This is a genomic window from Isoptericola sp. AK164, from assembly GCF_029643425.1.
Taxonomy (GTDB): Bacteria; Actinomycetota; Actinomycetes; order Actinomycetales; family Cellulomonadaceae; genus Isoptericola; species Isoptericola haloaureus.
Genome location: NZ_CP119106.1, coordinates 1320528 through 1344383 on the forward strand (window position 1 = coordinate 1320528; position 23856 = coordinate 1344383).

Sequence of the window (23856 nt, forward strand, 5' to 3'; positions counted from 1 at the left end):
GGTGCCGCCCTGGGCGTGCTCGGGGCGCTCCGCCGTCGTGCCGGGGCTCGTCTGCTGCTCGCTCACTTGGTCGCCTTCGCTGTCTTGGCTGCGGCCTTCTGGGCCTTCTTGAACTCGCGGACCTCCTGCAGGGTCTCCGCGCTGGTCACGTCCGCGATCGAGCGGCGCGACCCGTCGTCGCCGTAGTGCCCGGCGGCCTCGCGCCATCCGTCCGGCTCGACGCCGCGCTGCTTACCCAGCAGCGCCAGGAAGATCTGCGCCTTCTGCGCGCCGAACCCGGGCAGAGCGTTCAGCCGCTTCATCACCTCGGCACCGGTCGGGGCCTCGCCGGAGGCCCCCGGGTCGGTCCAGATCCGGGTCACGTCCCCGTCGTAGTCGTCGACGACGGCGCGTGCCACGGCCTGCACCCGCCCGGCCATGGAGCGGCCGTAGCGGTGGATCGCCGGGGGAGTGGTCGCCATCTCGACGAACGCGTCGGGGTCGGCGTCGGCGATCGCGGCCGGGTCGAGCGTGCCGAACCGGTCGGCGATCTTGCGCGGCCCCGCGAACGCGTGCTCCATCGGGTACTGCTGGTCCAGCAGCATCCCGATCAGCAGGGCGAACGGGTCCTCGGCGAGCAACCGGTCCGTGGCGTCGTCACCGGTGATCCAGAGCTGTGCGGTCATGTGTCCTGTCCTCGGGTGCTGTCAGGGCGTGACGCGGCACGCCGATCGGGAGTTAGGCTTCCTCGTATCCCACCATCAGCCGACGTCGCCTCCGATGCAGAGTCGTGTGATCTGTCTGACGCCATGCTCCGGACCGCCGTCGAGGTTGACGAGTGGCCCATCGTCCGTGGCTCGGGATCTCTCCGACCGGTCATGTCTGGTCCACGGGCGCGAGATCGACCAGGAGGGATTCGTAGTGGTGATCGTCCCGTGGCCAGTCCTGGTCGACTGAGACCACCACTCGAGTTCGGCCAACGTGCGTGGACATCTTGACGTTGTCGTCCGCATCGCCGATCGACAGCCGGCCGGCGGTGGTGTTCAGCGTCCCGTCGAAGACGGCTCGGCGATTCTGGAGGTCGGGCGTCTCGTCGAGCCAACGCACGGTGATCTGGACTTCGGCCCAGGCGAAGTCGCCCTCGAACGAGGGAATGTCCGCTTCGTGGCGCACCGAGACCACAAGCCCGGAGTCACCGGTCGATACGGCAGCATCCGGCACGACGTCCGGGATCTCGCCGTCGGCGGCGAGGATGATCGCGATACCCCACTGGAACGATCGCGTGATGGTTGTCGTCGCGAGTGGTTGCACCATCGCAGCCTATCGATCTGCACGTGGGGCTGTGCTGCCGTTCGGAGCACGCTGGTGGGTGCGTAGAGGCCTTCAGCGCCGGCTTTGCCGTCGGTTCGAGTGGGCCCGACGTGGGCGGGCGTCTCCTGTTCACCGTGAGGATCTCTACCCCGATAGCCTCGCGGAATGGCTCGACACCCGAACGTCCTGGCCGGCTCCCTCGTCGCCGCGCTCACCGTCACCGGCACCCTGCACTTCCTCCGGCCCCGCGTGTTCGAGGGGCTCATCCCGAAGGCTCTCGGTTCCCCGCGCGCCTGGGTCTACGGCAGCGGCGTGGCCGAGCTCGCCTGTGCCGCCGCGGTCGCGGTCCCGGCCACGCGCCGAGTCGGCGGGTACGCCTCCGCGGCGCTGTTCGTCGGGGTGTTCCCCGGCAACGTGAAGATGGCGCTCGACTCCCACCCGGGCGCGCGGCACTGGTCGCGCAGGCCGTCGGTCGCCTGGGGTCGGCTGCCGCTGCAGGTCCCGCTGGTCGCGTGGGCCTGGCGGGTGGCCCGCAGCGCCGGGTGAGCGCTCCCGGCCCCGTCTGTCCACAGGCTGTGGATACTCTGAGCGGACGGACCCGGACCGTCCCTAACGTCCGCAGGCATGAACTTCCGATGGCGCACCCTGTGGCCGGCCCTGCTCGTCCTGCTCGTCGCCGGGTGCGGGTCCCCGGCGGCCGACGGCGGTCACGCACCGCCCGGCGTCGACACGCCCGCCGCCGCGACCCCCGTCGATGCTGCTGACGCCGCCCACGAGTACTTCGCGGCGCCGGACCACGTCGTGGAGAGCGTCGAGAGCATCCCACCATCGGTCGAGGAGGCCGTCACCGCGTTGCAGCGCTACCTCGACCGTGAACGCGAGGTCTACCGCACCGGGGACGCGGCCGAGGCCGAGGCGATGGTCGGGGCGGACTGCTCCGCGTGCCGCACCCGCGTCCGGATCGGCGTGGACACCCACGCTGCCGGCCTCGAGCTCGAGGGCGCGCACGCTCGGGTCGAGCTCGTCCGTCGGATCCCGGTCGCGGAGGTCGCCGACACCGACGGGCTGGACGCCGAGTTCGTCGCACGGACGTTCCTGCTGCACACCCGCGTGCACCAGGACGCCGGCGTGCTCCGGGGCGCCGACGACGCCCTGCGGCGTGTGCCGGCATCGGCCTACGACCTGTACGCCTCGCTCTACGCCGCCCAGGACGGCGGCTGGACGGTCGACGGTCTCACGGAGGCCCCGTGATCGACTCGGGCGGCCTACCGTTCGTCGAACGTCAGCACCGGCCGCCCGGTGCGCGGATGGCGCAGCACCGTGGTGCGCACCCCGTAGGTCGGGTCGATGACCTCGGGCACCAGGACCTCTTCGACGGGTCCGGCCGCGACGACGTGCCCGGCCGGCTCCGGGGCGAGCACGACGACGTGGTCGCACGTCGCGGCAGCCAGGGACAGGTCGTGCAGCGCGGCCAGCACGGTGACGCCGTCGGCCGCGAGCTCGCCGACCAGCCGCATCGTGGCGAGCTGGGCGGCCACGTCGAGGTGGTTGGTCGGCTCGTCCAGCAGCAGCACACGCGGCTGCTGCGCGAGCGCCCGGGCCATGTGCACCCGCTGGCGCTCGCCCCCGGACAGCGTCGAGATCTCGCGGGTGGCCAGGTCGCCCGCGCCGGCCCGCTCGAGCGCGGACCGAGCGATCGTGTGGTCGTCCTCGGTGGGGCCGGCCAGCACCGAGCGGTGCGGGGTGCGGCCCAGCAGGACGGCGTCGAACACCGTGACCGGCAGCTCGGACGCGGCGTCCTGCTCCACGAAGGCCAGCGTTCGGGCCCGACGACGGCGCCGCATCGTCAGCAGGTCCTCCGGCTCACCGACGCCGGAAGGACCGTCGGCGCCGGCGGCACCGTCGGCTGCAGCGGATTTCCCGGCCCCGGCCGAGTCGGCGCCGCCGTGCCGCGGGACCAGGGCGACGCGGCCGCCGTCGGGCCGTTCCACCCCGGCGATCAGGCGCAGCAGGCTCGACTTGCCGGTCCCGTTCGGCCCGAGCAGGCCGGTCAGGGCACCCGGGGGAGCGGTGACGTCGACGTCGTCGAGGATCAGTCGGTCGCCCACCGACCAGCGCACCCGGTCGGCGGCCAGTCCGGTGCCGGACGACGCCGCGCCCTGCAAGGGTGCGTCGGCCACCGGCGTCCGGGTGCCCGGGCGGTGCTCCGAGGTCTGCGTCATGCGCGGGCCCGTCCCTTCCACAGCAGCACCGCGAACACGGGCGCACCGATCGCGGCCGTCACGATCCCGACCGGCAGCTCGCGCGGGGCGAAGACCGTGCGGGCCAGGGTGTCGGCCCAGATGAGGAACGTCGCCCCGCAGAGCATGGACAGCGGCAGCAGGGCGCGGTGCCGGGCACCGGTGATCATCCGCACCGCGTGCGGCAGGATGAGGCCGACGAACCCGATGGCCCCGGACTGCGAGACCAGGGCGCCGGTCAGCAGCGCGACGCCGATCAGCAGCACCCAGCGCACCCGGGCCACCGGCACGCCGAGCGTCGCGGCGGCCGTGTCGCCGAAGGTGAAGGCGTCCAGCACCGACCCGGTCGAGGCGAGCAGCGTGCCCAGCACGAGCACCGCGCCGCCGGCGATCAGCACCGAGGACCACTCCGCCCCGGCCACCGACCCGAGCATCCAGGACAGGATCTCGCGGTACTGGTCGCCCTGGGCCGACCAGAAGATGACGAAGCTGGTCGCCGCCGCCGCGAGCTGGGACACCGCGAGCCCGGCCAGCACGGTCCGCCCGGGGGAGAGTCCGCCGGCGCCCCGTCCGGCGGCCGTGGCCAGCGCCAGGGTCGCGACCAGGGCGGCCGCCGCACCGGCGAACGCCGCGATCGGCAGCACGGCGAGCCAGCCGAGCACGAGCACGCTGACCGCGCCCAGCGACGCCCCCGAACTGAGGCCCAGCAGGTAGGGGTCGGCCAGCGGGTTGCGGGTCAGCGACTGCATGACGACGCCGCACACCGCGAGTCCCGCCCCCACGGCCGCGGCGGTGAGCACCCGGGGGAGGCGCAGCTGCCACACGATGCCGTCGTCGAGCCGGTCCGGCGCGGCGATCCCCAGCAGGTCGCCCAGCCCGAGCCGCGTCGCCACGACCTGCCCGACGTCCGACGGCGTCAGCCCGGCCGGGCCGATCGCGACCGTGACGACGACGCTGGCCAGCAGCACCGCCGTCGTCGCGCCGAGCCACGCCAGCAGCCGGCCCCGCGAGAGCGTCGCGGGGGCCGGTGCCGTGCGTGCCGCGGTCTCAGTCGGCAATCTCGAGCTCCGCGAGCTGGTCGGCGAGGTCGGCGACGGCGTCGGCGTTGCGCACGCCCGCCTCGGTGGCCGGGAACGGCACGACGAGGTAGCGCTCCTCGCGCACCGCGGTCAGCTCCGCGGTGGCCGGGTTGTCCTCGAGGCGGGCGATCTTGTCGTCGGCCGAGTTCCACACGGCGTCCACCAGGACGATGACGTCCGGGTCGGCGTCGACGATCTCCTCCCAGGACAGCGACGTCCAGGTGTCCTCGACGTCGCCGGCGACGTTGGACAGCCCGACGGCCTCCAGGATCATCTGCGGGGCACCGATGCCGGCCCCGACGTAGGGGATGTCGCTGCCCGAGGAGTACCACAGGGCGCTCAGCTCCCGGTCGTCCGGGGTGACCCCGTCGAGAGTCTCCTGCTGCTCCGCGACGAGCGCGGCGGCGGCGTCGTTCGCGTCGAAGATCGCGCCGACCTCGCTGATCTCGGCGAAGACCTCCTCGAAGGTCAGCGGGTTCGGCATGTACTCGGGCGCCTTGCAGGCGGCCGGGGCGACGTAGCTGTGCACCCCGAGCGAGTCGAGGGTCTCGCGGTCGCCGGCGCCGTCGGCCGCGACGTTCGACTCCCAGCCCGCGTAGACCAGGTCCGGCTCCAGCTCGAGGACCGCCTCGGTGCCGGGCACCTCGTCGCTGAAGGGATCGGCGACGGCCGTGCCCTCGGCGTCCTCGGCCAGCCAGTCCGGCACGGGGCCGTCGAGGAAGGCCGATCCGACGATGCGGTCGCCGAGGCCGAGCGCCAGCAGCGTCTCGGCGGTGGAGGACTTGACGGTGACGACGCGCTCGGGCGCGGCGTCGAACGTCACCTCGGTCCCGCAGTTGTCGAGGGTCAGCGGGTACCCGGTCCTGATGCCGTCGGACACGGCGGACTCGGACGGTCCCGCGGACGCTGCACCGTCGGCCGGCGGCGAGCCGGTCGAGCAGGCGGCGAGGGAGGCGACGGCGAGGGTTGCGAGGGTCAGGGCAGCGATACGCGCTCGGGGCACGGGCGGGACTCCCGGAAGGCAGGGGGTGGCGTCGATGGCAGGTGCGTCATCTCGCACCGACCGGACCTGCGGCCCAGAGAGTGGGGCCGCACCGACGGGCGATTCACCGGTGCCCGTGGTCCGCGAGGTCTTCCACCCTAGTACGCGCCCCGACCGGCCCGGAGTTGTGGGCATGAAATCTGCAACTCGGACGGGGCCCAGGCTGCAGATTTCATGCCCACAACGGGTCGGGGATTACGGGGTGATGACGGTCCGCGTCCGACGGCGGATCCGGCGCGGCGCACGGCGCTCGCGGTGGCAGGGTGGAGGGCATGAGCATCCGAGGAAACGGCTGGTGGGCCGCCCCGGCCGGCGTCGTCGCCGCCGGCGCGGGGCTGGCGCTGGCCGAGCTGGTCGCCGCCTGGGTCGACCCGGCGTCCTCGCCCGTGCTCGGTCTGGGCGGGGTCGTGGTCGACTCCGTCCCGCCGTGGCTCAAGGACTTCGCGGTCGAGTGGTTCGGCACCGCGGACAAGCTCGTGCTGCTGTCCACGATGGGCGTCGTGCTGGCCGTGGGCGCGGCGCTGTCCGGGTGGCTGGAGCTGCGCCGGCCCCCCACCGGCCGGGTCCTGCTCGGTGCCGTGGGTGTCGTCATGGCGTTCGTCGCCGCGACCCGCCCCGAGGCCACGCCGCTGTGGGCCGTCCCGGCGGTCGTCGGTGTGGGGGCGGCCGTGGTGCTGCTGCGGCTGCTCGTCGCGCGCGTGCCGGCGCCCGCCACCGCGGCCGCCGCGCCGGTCGCCGCCGGCGGGACGGGCCCCGCGCCGGCCGGAGAGGCCGACGCCGGCACCCCGGCCGGCACCCCGACCGGCACCCCGACCGACACGGCGGCCGAGACCGGCGCCTCGCGCCGCACCTTCCTGGTCTGGGCCGGTGCGACCGCCGTCGGCGGTGTCCTGGCCCTGGCCGCCTCGCGCACCCTGGCCGCCGGCAGCCGAGCGGTCGAGGTGGTCCGCGAGGCCATCCGTCTGCCGGGCGCGGCGACCCCCGCGCCCGCCGTGCCGTCCGGCGCCGACCTGGGCGTCGAGGGGCTCACGCCCTACGTCACGCCGAACCCGGACTTCTACCGCATCGACACCGCCCTGCGGGTGCCGAAGGTCGACCCGGCGACCTGGTCGCTGCGGGTCACCGGTCTCGTGGACGAGCCGTTCGAGATCTCCTGGGACGAGCTGCTCGACCTGCCGATGACCGAGCACCACGTGACGTTGTGCTGCGTGTCCAACCAGGTCGGCGGCGACCTCATCGACAACGCGCTGTGGCTCGGCTACCCGGTCCGCGAGCTCCTGGCCCGCGCCGGCCCGCAGGCCGACGCCGACATGGTGCTGTCCTCCTCCGTCGACGGCTGGACGGCGGGGACACCCTTGGAGGCGCTGACCGACCCCGACCGGGAGGCCCTGCTCGCGATCGGCATGAACGGCGAGCCCCTGCCCGAGGAGCACGGTTTCCCGGCGCGCCTCGTCGTGCCGGGACTGTACGGCTACGTCTCGGCGACCAAGTGGGTCACCGAGCTGAAGGTCACCCGCTTTGCCGACGACGAGGGCTACTGGACCCCGCGCGGCTGGTCGGCGCGAGGGCCGGTCAAGCTGCACTCGCGCATCGACGTGCCGCGCCCCGGCACCCCGCTCGAGCCGGGCCCCGTCACGCTCGCCGGGGTCGCGTGGGCCCAGCACACTGGTATCGCCGGAGTCGAGGTGCGCGTGGACGACGGCGACTGGATGCCCGCCGAGCTCGCCGACACCGTCGGCCCGGACACGTGGCGCCAGTGGCGGTACGTCTGGGACGCCACCGCGGGCGACCACACCGTCCTCGTCCGCGCGACCGACACCGACGGGCAGGTGCAGACCGAGGAGGAGGCGCCACCGGCACCGGACGGCGCGACCGGCCACCACTCGTTCGGCCTCTTCGTCGGCTGATGCCACGGTCGGCCGCCGCCGGCGCTCACGCGCCCCCGACGGCCAGGGCGACGGCTGCGGCCACCTCCTCGACGTCGTCGCGCACCATCCCGACGGTGAGCCGCACGTGCGGGCCGCCGTCGGCCGCCGAGCCCTCCCGGCCGGCGTGGAACGGTGACCCGGGGGCGGCCCGGATCCCCGCGGCCTCCAGGCGGACGAGCGCGGTGTCCTCGTCGGCCACCGCCAGCCACAGGTTCACCCCGTCGCCGGCCTGTGCCACCACGCCGTGCCGCTCCAGGGCGGCGACGAACCCGCGCTGGCGGGCGAAGTACATCCGGCGGGCGTGCTCGACGGCCGCGATGGCCTCGGAGTCGGTGAGCAGGTCGGCCAGGACGCGTTGCAGCAGGCGGCTGGTCCAGCCGGGCCCGAGCATGCGCCGGGCCACCAGCGGGTCGAGCACCGTGGCCGGTCCGCCGACGGTCGCGATGCGCAGGTCGGGGCCGTGCGACTTGGAGTACGAGCGCACGTGCACCACGCGGTCGGGCAGGTAGGACCCGAGGCTGACGTCCCGGGCCGAGGCGATGAGGCCCGAGTGGTCGTCCTCGAGGACGACGACGTCGGGGCCGTGCGCGCGCAGCAGTCGCGCGAGCTCGCGGGCCCGCGTCGAGGTCAGGCTGCGTCCGGTCGGGTTCTGCGCGCGCGGCTGGAGCACGACGGCGCGCACTCGGCGCCGCAGGGCCTGCGCCAGGGACTCCGGGCGCACGCCGTGGCCGTCGAGCGCGAGCGGCACCCGCTCCAGGCCGAGCTGGTCCAGGACGTCGAACACGGGCGGGAACCCGGGGTCCTCGACGGCGACGCGGTCGCCGAACCCCGCCACCTGCTCCAGCGTGCGCTCGATGGCGTCCAGGGCGCCGTCGACGACGGTGACGCGCTGCGGCAGGAACGGCCAGGTCTCGCGCTGCAGCGTCTCGAGCTCCGGCAGCAGGGGCGCGTCGAGGTAGCTGCCGGTGTCGGCGGCCGGGTCGTCGGCGGCGGCGCGGCGCAGCGCGGCGCCCAGGCGGGGGAGCAGGGCCGGGTCGGGCGTCCCGCCGGACAGGTCGAGGCGGCGGGCGTCGCCCCGCGCGGCGGACGGGGCCCCGGACCGCGGACCACCGTCGGCCATCGACCGGTACCGCGGGGGCAGCCAGCCGCGCGGCTCGGGCAGCACGACGGTCCCGGCACGGCCCCGGGACGTGACGAGCCCGACGGCGGACAGCGCCTGGAACGCGCCGCTGACCGTGGCCGGGCTGACGCCGAGGGCCGCGGCGAGGTCGCGCACGGTCGGCAGGCGGTCGCCGGGCCGGAGCTCGCCGGAGCGCACCACCCGGGACAGCGTGGCGGCGATGCCGCGGGGGCTGGGGTCGGTGACCCGTGCGGCGAGCCGTGCGGCGTCGAGGTCGTGCTCGGGCTGCTGATCCTGAGGCATGCGCTCCTCCTGCGGTGACCGAAGTGTCCGACTCGGAGTGTTTACACCGCCGGCCCGAGTCGACCCGGTACCGAAAACGGTCGGTGACGCCACAGAAATGTTCAAGCCCCAGAGTCACATTCATTCGTCCGATGGGCAGCCGGCATCCCGGCGGGCCGCATCGCCAGCCAGACCTCGGGAGGTCCTCCATGAGCGTGGTACGCGTCGCATTCACCCAGGCCCGCTGGGCCGGCGACAAGGAGTCGATGATCGCGCTGCACGAGCGCTGGACGCGCGAGGCCGCCGAGCAGGGCGCGCAGGTCGTCGCCTTCCAGGAGCTGTTCTACGGCCCCTACTTCGGCATCACCCAGGACACCGAGTACTACGACTACGCCGAGTCCGTCCCCGGCCCGACCGTCGACCGCTTCGCCGCGCTGGCCAAGGAGCTCGGCGTCGTCATGGTGCTCCCCGTCTACGAGGAGGAGCAGCCGGGCGTGCTGTACAACACCGCGGCCGTCATCGACGCCGACGGCACCTACCTCGGCAAGTACCGCAAGCACCACATCCCGCACCTGCCGAAGTTCTGGGAGAAGTTCTACTTCCGCCCCGGCAACCTCGGCTACCCCGTCTTCGACACGAGCGTGGGCAAGATCGGCGTCAACATCTGCTACGACCGGCACTTCCCCGAGGGCTGGCGCGTGCTGGCCCTGAACGGCGCCGAGATCGTGTTCAACCCGAACGCCACCGCCCCCGGCGTCTCCAACCGGCTGTGGGAGATCGAGCAGCCCGCCGCGGCGGCCGCCAACGGCTACTTCATCGTCGCGAACAACCGCGTCGGCCTGGAGGACAACGAGTACGGCGACGAGGCGGTCCAGTTCTACGGCAGCTCGTACGCCGTCGGCCCCGACGGCAACTACGTGGGCGACGTCGCCAGCGACAGCGACGACGAGCTCGTGATCCGCGACCTCGACCTCGGCCAGATCCGTGAGGTCCGCCGGCGCTGGCAGTTCTTCCGCGACCGCCGGCCGGACGCCTACGGCCCGATCGTCGCCCCGTGACCCGCCCCGCACGCGCCCACGACAGGAGGACCCCTTGAAGACCCTCATCACCGGCGGCACCGTCGTCAACGCCAGCGGCCGCTCGCGGGCCGACGTGCTCATCGACGGCGAGCAGATCGTCGCCCTGCTGGAACCCGGATCCACCCTGTTCGGCGTCGACCTCGCGGCCTCCGTCGACAAGGTCGTGGACGCCACGGGCAAGTACGTCGTGCCCGGCGGGATCGACGCCCACACCCACATGGAGATGCCGTTCGGCGGCACGTTCGCCGCCGACACCTTCACCACCGGCACGACGGCGGCCGCCTGGGGCGGGACGACGACGATCGTCGACTTCGTGGTCCAGTACCCCGACCAGAACGTCCTCGACCAGTACGCCCTGTGGCACGACAAGGCCGCCGGGAACTGCGCCGTCGACTACGGCTTCCACCAGATCCTGTCCGACGTGCAGGACTCGTCGCTGGCCGCGATGGACGAGCTCATCGACGAGGGCGTGACCAGCTTCAAGCTGTTCATGGCCTACAGGGGCGTGTTCCTCTCCGACGACGGCCAGATCCTGCGGGCCATGCAGAAGGCCGCCGACAACGGCGCCATGATGATGATGCACGCCGAGAACGGCGCCGTCATCGACGTCCTCGTGCAGCAGGCGCTCGCCGCCGGCAACACGTCCCCGTTCTTCCACGGCACCACCCGCCCGTGGCAGGCCGAGGCCGAGGCCACGAGCCGGGCCATCATGCTCGCCGACCTCACCGGTGCCCCGCTGTACGTCGTGCACGTCTCGGCCAAGCAGGCCGTCGAGCAGATCGCCCTGGCCCGCGACAAGGGCCAGAACGTGTTCGGCGAGACGTGCCCGCAGTACCTCTACCTGTCCCTGGAGGAGCAGCTCGGCGCCGTGAGCGAGCAGTGGGGCGACTTCGAGGGCGCCAAGTGGGTGTGCTCCACCCCGCTGCGCTCGAAGCACGAGGGCCACCAGCACCACATGTGGCAGGCCCTGCGCACCAACGACCTGCAGCTCGTCTCCACCGACCACTGCCCGTTCTGCATGGCCGACCAGAAGGAGCTCGGGCGCGGCGACTTCTCCAAGATCCCCAACGGCATCGGGTCGGTCGAGCACCGTATGGACCTGATGTACCAGGGCGTGGTCACCGGTCAGATCTCGCTGGAGCGCTGGGTGGAGATCACCTCGGTCACCCCGGCGCGGATGTTCGGCATGTACGGACGCAAGGGCGTGCTCGCCCCGGGCGCCGACGCCGACGTCGTGGTCTACGACCCGGCCGGCCACACCTCCATCGGCCTGGGCAAGACGCACCACTCGAACCTCGACTACTCGCCCTGGGAGGGCTTCGAGATCGACGGCCACGTCGACACGGTGATCTCGCGCGGGCAGGTCCTGGTCGCCGACGACGAGTTCGTCGGCCGCGTCGGGCACGGCAAGTACGTCAAGCGCGACCTGTCCCAGTACCTCGTCTGAGCGAGGGAGAAGGAGCACCCCATGGACTTCGGTGTCGTCCTGCAGACCGACCCGCCCGCCTCCCGCGTCGTCGAGCTCACGCGCCAGGCCGAGAACCACGGCTTCGACTACGCGTGGACCTTCGACTCCCACCTGCTGTGGCAGGAGCCGTTCGTCATCTACTCGGCGATGCTCGCCGCCACCCGCAAGATCACCGTGGGGCCGATGGTCACCAACCCGGCCACGCGCGACTGGACGGTCCTGGCCTCGCTGTTCGCCACGCTCAACGACATGTACGGCAACCGCACCGTCTGCGGCATCGGTCGCGGCGACTCGGCGGTGCGCACCCTCAACGGTCGGCCCTCGAACCTGGCGACCCTGCGCGACGCCGTCCACGTCATCCGCGAGCTCGGCAACTCCCGCGAGGCCGAGGTGGGGGAGCGGACCGTCCGCTTCCCGTGGAGCCACGGCTCCGAGCTGGACCTCTGGGTCGCCGCGTACGGGCCCAAGGCGCTCGCCCTGACCGGCGAGGTGGGCGACGGGTTCATCCTGCAGCTTGCCGACCCGGACATCGCCGCGTGGATGATCAAGGCCGTCCGGGACTCCGCCGAGGCCGCCGGGCGGGACCCCGACGACGTGACGTTCTGCGTCGCCGCCCCCGGCTACACGGGTGACGGGTCCTCGCCGGCCGCCCGGGCGCACATGCGCGAGCAGTGCCGGTGGTTCGGCGGCATGGTCGGCAACCACGTCGCGGACATCGTGCGGCGCTACGGCACGGACTCGGCGATCCCGCAGGCGCTGACCGACTACATCCGCGACCGCGAGGGCTACGACTACAACGAGCACGGCCGCGCCGGGAACTCGCACACCGCGTTCGTCCCCGACGAGATCGTCGAACGGTTCTGCCTGCTCGGCTCCCCGCACGAGCACGTCGAGAAGCTCCAGGCGCTGCGCGAGCTCGGCGTCGACCAGTTCGCCCTCTACCTGCAGCACGACAACAAGGACGACACGCTGCGCACCTACGGCGAGCGCGTCATCCCGGCCATGCGCGAGCCGGTGGTGGCGAGCGCATGAGACGCCAGGTGCTCCTGGGCGCCGCCGGCGTCGGCGCGCTGGCGCTGCTGTGGGAGGGATACAAGCTGGTGGCGCCCGACGACGGCGTCGTGGTGGGCGAGCTCACCGTCCTGCCCCGCACGAACGACATCGCCATGCCGCACCTGTGGGACATGGCGGCCCGGGCGTTCGAGCCGGTGAACTCCGCCACCGACGCCCTGCCGCTGTGGGTCGCCGTGCTGGTCGCCGCCGCGTTCACCCTCGGGGTGGCCGCCGTCGGCTGGGTCGTGGGCGTCGTCGTCGGGCTGGGCACCGCCACCCTCATGCAGCGCTTCCGCACCGCCGAGTCCGCGCTGCTGCCATGGGTGGTGCTGTCCCAGACGGTGCCGCTCATCGCCCTCGCGCCGCTGGTGCGCCGGTGGGGCAGCCAGCTCGAGGTCGGCACCTTCGACTGGCAGGACTGGATGTCGGTCGCCGTGATCGCGTCCTACCTGGCGTTCTTCCCCGTCTCGATCGGCGCGCTGCGCGGGCTGTCCTCCCCGGACGCCGTGCACCTGGACCTCATGCGTTCCTACGGCGTCGGGTGGTGGCGCACCTACCGCAGCCTGCGCCTGCCGGCCGCGGTGCCCCACCTGATCCCCGCCCTGCGCCTGGCGGCGGCGAACGCGGTCATCGGCACCGTCGTCGCGGAGGTCTCCATCGGCCTGCGCGGCGGGATCGGCCGGATGATCGTCGAGTTCGGCGCCAGCGCCAGCGCCGACCCCGCCAAGCAGTGGTCGCCGATCTTCGGCGCCGTCCTCGTCGGCCTCGTCGCCGCGGGCGTGTGCGCCCTGATCGCCCGCGGCCTGGCCCGCTACCGCGTCTCGGAGGTCTCATGAACTCGTCCGCGCCCACCCGCGCCACCGCGACGTCGGCCGGCACGGCCGGCACCCCGGCCGGGACCGCCCCCGACCCGCACGCCGCGGCCGCCGTCGAGGTCCGCGGCGTCACCCGGCGCTTCTCCTCGCGGTCCGGCGAGGTCGTCGCGCTGTCCGACGTCGACCTCACCGTCCGCGCCGGGGAGTTCGTCTCGCTCATCGGCCCGTCGGGTTGCGGCAAGTCCACGCTGCTGCGGCTGATCGCCGACCTCGACGAGCCCACCGCCGGCGAGCTGTCCGTCTTCGGCCGGCCGCCCCGGGTGGCCCGGCAGAACCACGACTTCGGCATCGCCTTCCAGCAGGCCGGGCTGCTGCCGTGGCGCAGCGTGCGCACCAACGTCGAGCTGCCGCTGCAGCTGCACGGCACCGGACGCGGCGCGCGCCGCGCCCGGGCCACCGAGCTGCTGGAGATGGTCGGGTTGGCCGACTTCGCCGAGCACCTGCCGCACCAGCTCTCCGGCGGGATGCAGCAGCGCGTCGCCATCGCCCGGGCGCTCGCCGAGCGGCCCAGCCTGCTGCTGATGGACGAGCCCTTCGGCGCGCTGGACGAGATGACCCGCGAGCACGTCCAGACCGAGCTGCTGCGGCTGCGTGCCGAGACCGGGGCCGCCGTCGTGTTCGTCACCCACTCCATCCCGGAAGCGGTCTACCTCTCGGACCGCGTGGTCGTGATGTCCGCCCGTCCCGGTCAGGTGCGCGAGGTCGTGCCGGTCGGCCTCGGCGAGGCCCGCGACCGCAGCGACGACGTCCGCGAGGACGACGCCTTCTTCGACCGGGTGCGGGCCGTGCGCGAGGCGCTGCACGGCGCCGACGGCACCACACCGCGGGGGGTGGACCGGCGATGACCCGATCAGCGACGACCACCTGGCGCCGCGCCGAGGTCGTCCTCGCCCCCGTCCTGCTCGGGCTGCTCGCCCTGGCGCTGTGGGAGACCGCCGTCGTCGTGCTCGAGCTGCGACCGTTCGTCGTCCCCAGCCCGACCAGCATCGGCGCCGAGCTCACCGGCAACGCCGGCATCATCGCCACCGCCGCGCTCTCCACGGCCCTCAACGCCTGGTGGGGACTGGTGATCGGCGTGGTCGTCGCGCTGGTCGCGGCCGCGGTCTCGGCCGCCGTGCGCACGATCGACGAGATGTCGGCGCCCCTGGCCGCCGCCGCGGCCGTCGTGCCGATCGTCGCCCTCGCCCCGGTGCTCTACACGATGTTCGGGGCGAGCACGCAGACCGCCCGGGTCGCCGTGGCCGCGATCGTGTCCTTCGTCCCGGTGTACGTCAACACCCTGCGGGGCCTGCGCACCGTGGCCCCGGTGCACCGCGACCTGCTGCGCGCCTACGCCGCGACGCGCCGGCAGGCGACGCTCACCGTCACCCTGCCCGGCGCGCTGCCGTTCTTCTTCAGCGGCCTGCGGGTCGCCACCTCGCTGGCCGTGATCTCCGCCCTGGTCGCCGAGTACTTCGGCGGGCCGGTGGACGGGCTCGGCAAGGCGATCACCTCGGCCGTGTCGTCCAGCAACTACCCGCTCGCGTGGGCCTACGTCGTGGGAGCCGTCGTCGTCGGGCTCCTGTTCTTCTGCGGCAGCTCCGGGCTGGAGCGGGCGGTCCTGCACCGCCGCTCCCAGCGCTGACCCGGACGCCGACCACCTGTCGTACCGAGCAGCACCGAGCAGCACCGTCCAGCACGTCCCAGCACTCGAGAGGAAACGCACGATGAAGCACACAGCACGCACCGTCGTCCGGACGGGGGCCGTCGTCGCGAGCACAGCGCTCGTGCTGTCCGCCTGCGGCGGCGAGACCGAACCCACCGGGTCCGCCGACGGCGAGGAGCTGACCCCGGTCACGCTCCAGCTCCAGTGGGTCGCCCAGGCCCAGTTCGCCGGCTACTACGCCGCCGTCGACCAGGGCTTCTACGAGGAGGAGGGACTGGACGTCACGATCCAGGAGGCCGGGACCGACACCGTCCCCATCGACGTGCTCGCCGCCGGCGAGGCCGACTACGCCATCTCCTGGGTGCCGAAGGTGCTCGGGTCGATCGAGCAGGGCACCGAGGTGACCAACGTCGCGCAGGTGTTCGAGCGCTCCGGCACCCTGCAGGTCGCCATGGCCGACTCCGGGATCGAGGGCCCCGAGGATCTCGCGGGCAAGAACGTCGGTTCCTGGGGCTACGGCAACGAGTGGGAGCTGTTCGCCGGCATGCAGCAGGCCGGGCTCGACACCAGCGAGGACATCACCCTGGTCCAGCAGGCGTTCGACATGAACGGGTTCCTCGCCGGAGACATCGATGCCGCCCAGGCGATGACGTACAACGAGTACGCCCAGGTGCTGGAGACCGTGAACCCCGACACCGGTGAGCTCTACCAGCCCGAGGACCTGACGGTCATCGACTGGAACGAGGTCGGCACGGCGATGCTGCAGGACGCCATCTGGGCCGACGCCACCCGCCTGGCCGACGACGAGGCCTACGCCGAGACCACCGTCGACTTCATCAAGGCGTCCCTCAAGGGCTGGGTGTACGCCCGCGACGACGCCGAGGCGGCGGCCGACATCGTCACCGCCGCCGGGTCCACGCTCGGCACGAGCCACCAGCTCTGGCAGACCAACGAGACCAACAAGCTCATCTGGCCGTCCACCTCGGGCGTCGGCACCATCAACGCCGACCAGTGGGACCAGACCGTCGACATCGCGATGAACACCCAGAACGAGACCGGTTCGACGATCATCACCACCGAGCCGCCGGAGACGGCCTACTCCAACGAGTACGTCGAGGAGGCCCTGGCCGAGCTCACCGAGGAGGGCGTCGACGTCATGGGCGAGGACTTCGCCCCGATCGAGGTCACCCTCACCGAGGGCGGCGCGTAACACCCGCCCTCCGGGCGTGGCGCCGCAGTCCCCGGCGGCGCCACGCCCGGCCCTGCCCACCGTGTCCCGGAAGGACGTCCCATGACCGCCACCGAACCGCTGACCGGCGCGGCGCTCGACGCCGCCGTCGTCGAGGCCGACCACCGGCACGTGCTGCACTCCTGGTCCGCCCAGGCGCACCTGCCGTCCTTCGTCGTCGCCGGCGGGGCCGGCTGCCGGGTCTGGGACCACGCCGGGACCACCTGGCTGGACTTCTCCAGCCAGCTCGTCAACACCAACATCGGCCACCAGCACCCGGCGGTCGTGGCCGCCATCGCCGAGCAGGCCCGCACCCTGACCACGATCTCGCCCGCCATCGCGAACCTGGCCCGCGGCCGGGCCGCCGAGCGCATCCTGGCCCGCGCCCCGGAGGGCTTCGCCAAGGTCTTCTTCACCAACGGCGGCGCCGACGCCAACGAGAACGCCGTGCGCATGGCCCGCCTGCACACCGGCCGCGACAAGGTGGTCTCCACCTACCGCTCGTACCACGGCAACACCGGGGCCGCCGTCGTCGCCACGGGGGACTGGCGGCGCGTGCCCAACGAGTACGCCCGCGGCCACGTGCACGCCTTCGGGCCCTACGCCTACCGCTCGGAGTTCTGGGCGACGTCGGAGGCCGAGGAGTGCCAGCGCGCCCTGCACCACCTCGAACGGGTGGTGCAGTGCGAGGGGTCCGCGTCGGTCGCCGCGATCCTGCTCGAGACGGTCCCCGGCACGGCGGGCGTGCTCGTGCCGCCGCCCGGCTACCTCGCCGGGGTCCGCGAGATCTGCGACCGGTACGGCGTCCTGCTGATCCTCGACGAGGTGATGGCCGGGTTCGGCCGCACCGGGACCTGGTTCGCCTTCGACGACCACGGCGTCGTGCCCGACCTGGTCACCTTCGCCAAGGGGGTCAACTCCGGGTACGTGCCCGCCGGCGGCGTCCTCGTCAGCGCCGACGTCGCCGCGACCTTCGACGAGCGGGTCTTCCCGGGTGGGCTGACCTACTCGGGCCACCCGCTGGCGATGGCCGCGATCGTGGCCGCCCTGGACGCCATGGAGGCCGAGGGGGTGGTCGAGAACGCCGCCTGGGTCGGGCGCGAGGTGCTCGGCCCCGGCCTGGCGGCACTCGCGGCCGAGAACCCGCTCGTCGGGGAGGTGCGCGGCACCGGGGTGTTCTGGGCGGTCGAGCTCGTCGCGGACCGGGCCTCGCGCGAGCCGCTGCCGGCCGCCGACATGGCCCGGATCAAGACACTCTGCCTCGAACGTGGTTTGCTGCCCTTCGTGGCCGAGAACCGCGTCCACGTCGTGCCGCCGTGCGTCGTCACCGACGACGAGGCGCGCGAGGGCCTGGCGATCCTCGCCGGCGTCCTGCGCGACGTCGCCGCCGACCGACCGTCCGCCTGAACCCCGAGGAGCACCACCGATGAGCACCACCCCCACGCCCGCCCGCCGCGCCCTGGTCACCGGGGCGTCCTCCGGCATCGGCGCCGCCGTCGTCCGCCGCCTGCGCGCCGAGGGCTGGCAGGTCGTCGCGTCCGCCCGTCGCGCGGACCGCCTGGAGGCCCTGGCCGCCGAGACCGGGGCCGAGGCCTACCCGCTGGACGTGACCGACGAGGCGGCCGTGGCCGCGCTGGCCACGCACCTGGAGGCGACCGGCGGGCTGGACGCCGTGGTGAACAACGCCGGCGGTGCGCTCGGCCTGGACCGTGTCGAGGACGGCGACCTGGACGGCTGGCGGCAGATGTACGAGCTCAACGTGCTCGGCACGCTGCGCGTCACGCAGGCGGTGCTGCCGCTGCTGCGCGCGTCGGCGCGGGCGCAGGGGTCCGACGGCGGCGCGGACGTCGTGGTCGTGACTTCCACCGCCGCGCACGGCGCCTACGAGGGCGGTGCCGGGTACACCGGCGTCAAGCACGCCGAGCGGATGCTGACCACGACGCTGCGCTGGGAGATCGCGGGTGAGCCGATCCGCGTCATGGAGATCGCGCCCGGCAACGTCGCGACCGAGGAGTTCTCCCTGGTGCGGTTCGACGGCGACGCCGAACGGGCGGCCGCGGTCTACGAGGGCTACCAGCCGCTGGTCGCGGACGACATCGCCGACGCGGTCACCTGGGCCCTGACCCGGCCCGCGCACGTCAACACCGACCTGATGGTCATCCGACCGCGCGCCCAGGCGCACAACCAGAAGATCGCGCGCACGGGAGTCTGACCGGGCGGTCTCCGTTCTCCGCCGAGATACCGACCGGTCGCCGAGGTACCGCTGCGTCGCGTCCTGGAACGTCGACCGGCCGGTATCTCGGCGACGGACCGGTATCTCGCGTGCAGGGGGGGGCCGAGCTCAGGTGCGGGACCGGGCGGTCACCGCCACCACGGGCAGGACGGCCAGGGCCAGCAGCCCGCCGCCGAGCGAGAGCGTCGCGAAGCTGGTGGACGCCACGACGAACCCGGACCCGAGCCCGCCGGCCGCACCCGCCAGGGCGAGGGCCAGGTCGACGGCGCCCTGGGTCCGGGCCCGGGTCGCCAGGGGCAGCGACGACGTGAGCATCGCGGTGCCGGAGACCAGCCCGAGGCTCCAGCCCAGCCCCAGCAGACCCAGGCCCACGGCGAGCCCGACCACCGACGACGACGGCACGAGACCCGCGACGAGCCCCGAGGCCAGCAGCGTCACCGCGGCGGCGACCGCCACCCGCAGCGGCCCGAACCGGTCGGTCAGCCAGCCCGACAGCGGCGAGGGCAGGTACATCATCCCCACGTGCACGGCGATGACGAACCCCGCCGTGGACACCGCGTGGCCGTGGTCGGCCATGTGCACCGGTGTCATCGTCATGATCGCGACCATGACGGCCTGCGTGAGGACCATGACCGTCCCGGCGACCAGCACCGCGCGGCGCACCGCCCCGGGGTCCCCGGCGTCCTCCTCGACGACGTCCGGTGCCGTCGAGTCGGCGGTTCCGCCGTCGTCGTCCGCGTGGTCCGCGGTCGCGTCCACGGCCTTCTCCGCCGCGGGCACCGTCGCGCTCTCGACCGCGGCCTCGTCCCGCTGGCGGGCCAGCTGCAGCGGGTCGGGCCGCAGCGCGACCCAGAGCACGATCCCGGCCGCCGCGTAGGCCGCCCCGCCGAGGATGAACGGGCCGGTGAGCGCCGGCAGGCCCCAGCCGGCGGCGACGTCCCCCATGACGCCCACGAGGTTCGGGCCGGCGACGGCACCCAGCGTGGTGGCGACGAGCACGGTGCTCAGGGCGCGGGCGCGGCGGTCCGGCGCGGCGAGGTCCGCCCCGGCGTAGCGGGCCTGCAGGTTGGTGGCCGTCCCGGCGCCGTACAGGGCGAACGCGCCCATCAGGACCCAGACGTTCTCCGCGGCCGCCGCGACCACGACGACGAAGGCGCCCACGGCGCCGGCGACGTAGCCGGCCGCGAGCCCGGCGCGACGCCCGTGGCGCTGCGACAGCCGTCCGACGGCCAGCGCGGCCAGCGCCGACCCGCCGGTGAACAGCGCCGCGGGCAGGCCCGCGAACCGCGCGGACCCGAGCAGGTCGGTCACCAGCAGGGCACCGACGGTGATGCCCGCCGCGAGCCCGGCACCGGACAGCACCTGGGCCAGCACCAGGACGCGCAGGGTGCGCCGCTGCACCGCGGCGACGGGACGGGTGGGGGCCGGTGCGGCGGACATGCTCCTCCAGGACGTGCAGGCAGGGATACCCCGCAGGGTACGCCTCGAATGTCGGTGCGGTCCCGCCGCCGCCCGGGCTACCATGGTCCGCACAGGCGTCGACCCGGCCATCACCGGCGAGCCTCCGGAAGAACGGGCCGACTCGTCGGCCCCAGTAGAACCGGACGGGTGGGCCCGTCACAGCCTGGAACGAGCGGTGGACCGGTCTCGGGTGAGCACGGTCCGCAAGCGGGGTGGTACCGCGGCCCGGCACCGCCGTCGTCCGACCTGGACGCCGGGGGGAGCCGACGTCGTCCTCGCAGCGACGCACGACGACGACCCGTACCGCCCGCTCGTTCAGGAGAGCCCGCCCATGGCCTACCCGCTGCACCGCACCCCCGACGCGTCCGCGTCCACGCCCGGCGAGGCGTTCGGCATCGCCGGCGTCCCCGCGTCCCCGCAGCTGCCGCAGATCGAGCGCGAGGTGCTGGCCCACTGGGAGGCCGACGACACGTTCCGCGCCTCGGTCGCCAAGAACCCGGCCGGCGAGAACGGCGAGAACGAGTTCGTCTTCTACGACGGCCCGCCGTTCGCCAACGGTCTGCCGCACTACGGCCACCTGCTGACCGGCTACGTCAAGGACGTCGTGCCGCGGTACCAGACGATGCGCGGCAAGCACGTCGAGCGCCGCTTCGGCTGGGACACCCACGGCCTGCCCGCCGAGCTCGAGGCGATGAGCCAGCTCGGCATCAAGACCAAGGACGAGATCCTCGACCTCGGCATCGAGACGTTCAACGACGCCTGCCGCTCCTCGGTGCTGAAGTACACCGCCGAGTGGCGCGAGTACGTCACCCGCCAGGCGCGCTGGGTGGACTTCGACCACGACTACAAGACGTTCAACCCCGACTACATGGAGTCGGTGATCTGGGCGTTCTCCGACCTGTACCGCAAGGGCCTGGTGTACGAGGACTTCCGCGTCCTGCCGTACTGCTGGAACGACCAGACGCCGCTGTCCAACCACGAGCTGCGCATGGACGACGACGTCTACCAGAACCGGCAGGACCCCGCGGTGACCGTGGGCCTGGACGTGACGTCCGTGCCCGACGGCGGCACCGACGTCGTGCGCCCCGGCGACAAGCTGCTCGTGTGGACCACCACGCCGTGGACCCTGCCGTCGAACCTCCTGGTGATGGTCGGCGCGGACATCGACTACGTCGTCGTCGAGGCCTCGCCGACCGGGACGCCGCAGCGGTTCGTGCTCGCCGAAGCACTGGTGGGCGCCTACGCCCGCGAGCTGACCGACGACGGTGCGGAGGAGCCGCGCGTCGTGGGTCGCCTGACGGGCCGCGACCTGCTCGAGACCACCTACGCCCCGCCGTTCTCCTACTACGCCGGGCGCGAGCGGGCGCACCGCGTCGTCGAGGCGGACTTCGTCACCACCACGGACGGCACCGGCCTGGTGCACTCCGCGGGCGCGTTCGGCGAGGACGACAAGGTCGTCTGCGACCGCGAGGGCGTGGCGAGCGTCATGCCCGTCAAGGCCGACGGCACGTTCACCGCCCCCGTCACCGAGTACGCGGGCCTGCAGGTGTTCGACGCCAACGCCCCGATCATCGACCACCTCAAGGCCCGCACCCGCGCGGAGGCCGACGCCGGGTCCGTCAGCGCCGGGACGGTGCTGCTGCGGCGCGAGTCCTACGACCACGCCTACCCGCACTGCTGGCGCTGCCGGCAGCCGCTGATGTACATGGGCGTGTCCTCCTGGTTCGTCGAGGTCACGAAGATCAAGGAGCGGATGCTCGAGCTCAACGAGCAGATCGCCTGGACGCCGGACCACATCCAGCACGGCCAGTTCGGCAAGTGGCTGGAGAACGCCCGCGACTGGTCGATCACCCGCAACCGGTTCTGGGGCTCCCCGGTGCCGGTGTGGAAGTCCGACGACCCCGCCTACCCGCGCGTCGACGTCTACGGCTCCTTCGCCGACCTCGAGCGCGACTTCGGCACCCTGCCGCGCAACGCGGCGGGCGAGCCGGACCTGCACCGCCCGTTCGTCGACGACCTGACCCGGCCGAACCCGGACGACCCGACGGGCAGGTCCACGATGCGGCGCGTCGAGGACGTGCTCGACGTCTGGTTCGACTCCGGCTCGATGCCGTACGCCCAGGTGCACCACCCCTTCGAGAACCGGGAGTGGTTCGAGGACCACTACCCGGGCGACTTCATCGTCGAGTACATCGGCCAGACCCGCGGCTGGTTCTACACGCTGCACATCCTGGCCACCGCCCTGTTCGACCGGCCCGCGTTCCGCTCCGCCGTCTCGCACGGCATCGTGCTCGGCTCGGACGGTCGCAAGATGAGCAAGTCGCTGCGCAACTACCCGGACGTCAACGAGGTCTTCGACCGGGACGGCTCGGACGCCATGCGCTGGTTCCTCATGGCCTCGCCGATCCTGCGCGGCGGCAACCTCGTGGTCACCGAGGACGGCATCCGCGACGCCGTGCGTCAGGTGCTGCTGCCGCTGTGGAGCACGTACTACTTCTTCACCCTGTACGCGAACAGCGCGAGCGGTTCCGAGAGCTCCGCGGCGGGATACCTCGCGAAGCCCGTGACGGCCGACCGGGTGCCCGGCCTGCCCGCCCTGGACCGCTACCTGCTGGCCCGCACCCACGACCTCGTGGGCCGCGTGACCGACCAGCTCGACGCGTTCGACGTCGCGGGTGCCTGCGAGACCGTGCGTGAGCACCTCGACGTGCTCACCAACTGGTACGTGCGCACCCAGCGGGACCGGTTCTGGGCGGAGGACGCGGACGCGTTCGACACCCTGTACACGGCTCTCGAGGTGCTGTGCCGCGTCATGGCACCGCTCGCCCCGCTGGTGACCGAGGAGATCTGGCGCGGGCTGACCGGGGAGCGCTCGGTGCACCTGGCCGACTGGCCGACGGCGGACACGCATCCCGCACTCGTCGCCGACGACGCGCTCGTGGCCGCCATGGACGAGGTGCGCGCCGTGGTCTCGTCCACGCTCGCGCTGCGCAAGGCGAACCAGCTCCGCGTCCGACAGCCGCTGGCCCGGCTCACCGTCGCCGTGCCGGACCCGGAGGCGCTGGCCGACTACACCGGTCTCCTGACCGGCGAGCTCAACGTCAAGGCCGTCGACCTGGTTGTGGCGGACGCCGCGGCCTCCGAGCGGTTCGGGATCACCGAGCGGCTCGCCGTCAACGCGCGGGCCGCCGGTCCGCGGCTCGGGCGCGGCGTGCAGGCGGTCATCAAGGCGGCCAAGACCGGTGCCTGGCACCAGGTCGACGGCGAGGTCGTGGTGACCACCGACGACGGCGAGGTGCCGCTGCTGCCTGCCGAGTACGAGCTGACCACCGTCGTCGGCTCCGAGGCCGGCGCCGACGTGGCCGCCTCCGTGCTGCCCGGCGGCGGGTTCGTCGTCCTCGACCTGGCCCTCGACGACGCGCTGCGCGCCGAGGGGTACGCCCGCGACGTCGTCCGCGACGTCCAGGACGCCCGCAAGGCCGCCGGGCTCGAGGTGAGCGACCGCATCGACCTGTCGCTCGGGGTGCCGGCCGAGCACGTGGCCGCCGTCGAGGCGCACCGCGACCTGGTGATGCGCGAGACCCTGGCGACGTCCCTGGACGTGACCGCCGTCGACGGCGGCGAGCGTTCGGTCGACGTCGCCCGCGCGAAGTAGGCAACCATCCGGCGAGGTAGGCAACGCTCCGGCGAGGTAGGCAAGAACTCTGCGAGGTAGCACGGCGGGACCGCCGACCTCGCCCGGAGGTTGCCTACCTGGTGGGAAAGTTGCCTACCTCGCCGACCCTGTGCCTACCTGGCCGGCACCTCGCCTACCTCGGGGGCCGCGGGGTCGC

General features: G+C 73.3%; 20 protein-coding genes. 13 read left to right on the forward strand and 7 right to left on the reverse strand.

Annotated elements, in window-relative coordinates; translation table 11 throughout:
- Positions 1 to 62 precede the first annotated feature (62 nt).
- Together PO879_RS06040 and PO879_RS06045 are read right to left on the reverse strand one after the other, a co-directional pair.
- The gene (locus tag PO879_RS06040; protein ID WP_278237016.1) at positions 63 to 665 is read right to left on the reverse strand and encodes an HhH-GPD-type base excision DNA repair protein; all 603 of its coding nucleotides are present in this window, start codon (positions 663 to 665) and stop codon (positions 63 to 65) included.
- Positions 666 to 855: 190 nt separating this feature from the next.
- On the reverse strand, positions 856 to 1293 hold the full coding sequence (locus tag PO879_RS06045) for a hypothetical protein (protein WP_278237017.1): 438 nt from the start codon (positions 1291 to 1293) through the stop codon (positions 856 to 858).
- 162 nt (positions 1294 to 1455) lie between these two features.
- Between PO879_RS06045 and PO879_RS06050 the strand changes: the two genes are divergently transcribed.
- Both PO879_RS06050 and PO879_RS06055 read left to right on the forward strand, forming a co-directional pair.
- Entirely contained in the window at positions 1456 to 1836 is a 381-nt protein-coding gene (locus PO879_RS06050) for a DoxX family protein (RefSeq protein WP_278237018.1), read from the forward strand.
- Positions 1837 to 1914: 78 nt separating this feature from the next.
- Complete coding sequence (locus PO879_RS06055) at positions 1915 to 2541, forward strand: hypothetical protein (protein ID WP_278237019.1); 627 nt, start codon at positions 1915 to 1917, stop codon at positions 2539 to 2541.
- A gap of 14 nt (positions 2542 to 2555) precedes the next feature.
- Here the strand turns inward: PO879_RS06055 and PO879_RS06060 are convergent, their stop codons facing one another.
- The 3 genes from PO879_RS06060 to PO879_RS06070 are packed head-to-tail and all read right to left on the reverse strand — an operon-like array spanning position 2556 to position 5612.
- Entirely contained in the window at positions 2556 to 3512 is a 957-nt protein-coding gene (locus tag PO879_RS06060) for an ATP-binding cassette domain-containing protein (protein ID WP_278237020.1), read from the reverse strand.
- Entirely contained in the window at positions 3509 to 4528 is a 1020-nt protein-coding gene (locus PO879_RS06065; RefSeq protein WP_278237466.1) for a putative F420-0 ABC transporter permease subunit, read from the reverse strand. The genes PO879_RS06060 and PO879_RS06065 overlap by 4 nt, the downstream gene beginning before the upstream one ends.
- A 49-nt stretch (positions 4529 to 4577) precedes the next feature.
- A complete protein-coding gene (locus PO879_RS06070; RefSeq protein ID WP_278237021.1) occupies positions 4578 to 5612 on the reverse strand; it encodes a putative F420-0 ABC transporter substrate-binding protein in 1035 nt (344 codons plus the stop codon).
- 311 nt (positions 5613 to 5923) lie between these two features.
- Here PO879_RS06070 and PO879_RS06075 point away from each other — a divergent pair, with 311 nt between their 5' ends.
- Positions 5924 to 7558 carry a molybdopterin-dependent oxidoreductase gene (locus tag PO879_RS06075; protein ID WP_278237022.1) on the forward strand — a complete coding sequence of 545 codons (1635 nt, stop codon included), beginning with the start codon at positions 5924 to 5926 and terminating at the stop codon, positions 7556 to 7558.
- A gap of 25 nt (positions 7559 to 7583) precedes the next feature.
- Here PO879_RS06075 and PO879_RS06080 read toward each other — a convergent pair whose 3' ends face one another.
- Positions 7584 to 9002 (reverse strand): aminotransferase class I/II-fold pyridoxal phosphate-dependent enzyme, encoded by a 1419-nt coding sequence (locus tag PO879_RS06080; RefSeq protein ID WP_278237023.1) that lies wholly within the window; start codon positions 9000 to 9002, stop codon positions 7584 to 7586.
- Positions 9003 to 9190: 188 nt separating this feature from the next.
- Between PO879_RS06080 and PO879_RS06085 the strand changes: the two genes are divergently transcribed.
- From PO879_RS06085 to PO879_RS06125, 9 genes are all read left to right on the forward strand, one after another.
- On the forward strand, positions 9191 to 10039 hold the full coding sequence (locus PO879_RS06085; protein WP_278237024.1) for a nitrilase-related carbon-nitrogen hydrolase: 849 nt from the start codon (positions 9191 to 9193) through the stop codon (positions 10037 to 10039).
- Between the two features lie 34 nt (positions 10040 to 10073).
- Complete coding sequence (gene hydA / locus PO879_RS06090; protein WP_278237025.1) at positions 10074 to 11507, forward strand: dihydropyrimidinase; 1434 nt, start codon at positions 10074 to 10076, stop codon at positions 11505 to 11507.
- 21 nt (positions 11508 to 11528) lie between these two features.
- Complete coding sequence (locus PO879_RS06095) at positions 11529 to 12560, forward strand: TIGR03842 family LLM class F420-dependent oxidoreductase (RefSeq protein ID WP_278237026.1); 1032 nt, start codon at positions 11529 to 11531, stop codon at positions 12558 to 12560.
- A complete protein-coding gene (locus tag PO879_RS06100) occupies positions 12557 to 13417 on the forward strand; it encodes an ABC transporter permease subunit (RefSeq protein WP_278237027.1) in 861 nt (286 codons plus the stop codon). The genes PO879_RS06095 and PO879_RS06100 overlap by 4 nt, the downstream gene beginning before the upstream one ends.
- The gene (locus tag PO879_RS06105) at positions 13414 to 14301 is read left to right on the forward strand and encodes an ABC transporter ATP-binding protein (protein ID WP_278237028.1); all 888 of its coding nucleotides are present in this window, start codon (positions 13414 to 13416) and stop codon (positions 14299 to 14301) included. Before PO879_RS06100 ends, PO879_RS06105 begins: the two co-directional genes overlap by 4 nt.
- Positions 14298 to 15080, forward strand: a complete 783-nt coding sequence (locus PO879_RS06110; RefSeq protein WP_278237029.1) for an ABC transporter permease subunit — start codon at positions 14298 to 14300, stop codon at positions 15078 to 15080. The genes PO879_RS06105 and PO879_RS06110 overlap by 4 nt, the downstream gene beginning before the upstream one ends.
- A gap of 82 nt (positions 15081 to 15162) precedes the next feature.
- A complete protein-coding gene (locus PO879_RS06115; RefSeq protein WP_278237030.1) occupies positions 15163 to 16311 on the forward strand; it encodes an ABC transporter substrate-binding protein in 1149 nt (382 codons plus the stop codon).
- Positions 16312 to 16392: 81 nt separating this feature from the next.
- Positions 16393 to 17736 (forward strand): aspartate aminotransferase family protein, encoded by a 1344-nt coding sequence (locus tag PO879_RS06120; protein WP_278237031.1) that lies wholly within the window; start codon positions 16393 to 16395, stop codon positions 17734 to 17736.
- Between the two features lie 19 nt (positions 17737 to 17755).
- Complete coding sequence (locus PO879_RS06125; RefSeq protein ID WP_278237032.1) at positions 17756 to 18541, forward strand: SDR family oxidoreductase; 786 nt, start codon at positions 17756 to 17758, stop codon at positions 18539 to 18541.
- A 129-nt stretch (positions 18542 to 18670) separates the two neighbouring features.
- Here PO879_RS06125 and PO879_RS06130 read toward each other — a convergent pair whose 3' ends face one another.
- Positions 18671 to 20002: an MFS transporter gene (locus PO879_RS06130; RefSeq protein ID WP_278237033.1), complete on the reverse strand. Its 1332-nt coding sequence runs from the start codon at positions 20000 to 20002 to the stop codon at positions 18671 to 18673.
- 352 nt (positions 20003 to 20354) lie between these two features.
- On the opposite strand from PO879_RS06130, the gene ileS reads away from it, so the two are divergent.
- The gene (ileS, locus tag PO879_RS06135; RefSeq protein ID WP_278237467.1) at positions 20355 to 23678 is read left to right on the forward strand and encodes an isoleucine--tRNA ligase; all 3324 of its coding nucleotides are present in this window, start codon (positions 20355 to 20357) and stop codon (positions 23676 to 23678) included.
- Positions 23679 to 23856: the final 178 nt, after the last annotated feature.

Excerpts from the sequence above, each read along its gene's own strand:
- PO879_RS06040 (WP_278237016.1), bottom strand. The coding sequence starts at position 665 with ATGACCGCACAGCTCTGGATCACCGGTGACGACGCCACGGACCGGTTG.
- PO879_RS06045 (WP_278237017.1), bottom strand. The coding sequence starts at position 1,293 with ATGGTGCAACCACTCGCGACGACAACCATCACGCGATCGTTCCAGTGG.
- PO879_RS06050 (WP_278237018.1), top strand. The coding sequence starts at position 1,456 with ATGGCTCGACACCCGAACGTCCTGGCCGGCTCCCTCGTCGCCGCGCTC.
- PO879_RS06055 (WP_278237019.1), top strand. The coding sequence starts at position 1,915 with ATGAACTTCCGATGGCGCACCCTGTGGCCGGCCCTGCTCGTCCTGCTC.
- PO879_RS06060 (WP_278237020.1), bottom strand. The coding sequence starts at position 3,512 with ATGACGCAGACCTCGGAGCACCGCCCGGGCACCCGGACGCCGGTGGCC.
- PO879_RS06075 (WP_278237022.1), top strand. The coding sequence starts at position 5,924 with ATGAGCATCCGAGGAAACGGCTGGTGGGCCGCCCCGGCCGGCGTCGTC.
- PO879_RS06080 (WP_278237023.1), bottom strand. The coding sequence starts at position 9,002 with ATGCCTCAGGATCAGCAGCCCGAGCACGACCTCGACGCCGCACGGCTC.
- PO879_RS06085 (WP_278237024.1), top strand. The coding sequence starts at position 9,191 with ATGAGCGTGGTACGCGTCGCATTCACCCAGGCCCGCTGGGCCGGCGAC.
- PO879_RS06095 (WP_278237026.1), top strand. The coding sequence starts at position 11,529 with ATGGACTTCGGTGTCGTCCTGCAGACCGACCCGCCCGCCTCCCGCGTC.
- PO879_RS06100 (WP_278237027.1), top strand. The coding sequence starts at position 12,557 with ATGAGACGCCAGGTGCTCCTGGGCGCCGCCGGCGTCGGCGCGCTGGCG.
- PO879_RS06105 (WP_278237028.1), top strand. The coding sequence starts at position 13,414 with ATGAACTCGTCCGCGCCCACCCGCGCCACCGCGACGTCGGCCGGCACG.
- PO879_RS06110 (WP_278237029.1), top strand. The coding sequence starts at position 14,298 with ATGACCCGATCAGCGACGACCACCTGGCGCCGCGCCGAGGTCGTCCTC.
- PO879_RS06115 (WP_278237030.1), top strand. The coding sequence starts at position 15,163 with ATGAAGCACACAGCACGCACCGTCGTCCGGACGGGGGCCGTCGTCGCG.
- PO879_RS06120 (WP_278237031.1), top strand. The coding sequence starts at position 16,393 with ATGACCGCCACCGAACCGCTGACCGGCGCGGCGCTCGACGCCGCCGTC.
- PO879_RS06125 (WP_278237032.1), top strand. The coding sequence starts at position 17,756 with ATGAGCACCACCCCCACGCCCGCCCGCCGCGCCCTGGTCACCGGGGCG.
- PO879_RS06130 (WP_278237033.1), bottom strand. The coding sequence starts at position 20,002 with ATGTCCGCCGCACCGGCCCCCACCCGTCCCGTCGCCGCGGTGCAGCGG.
- ileS (WP_278237467.1), top strand. The coding sequence starts at position 20,355 with ATGGCCTACCCGCTGCACCGCACCCCCGACGCGTCCGCGTCCACGCCC.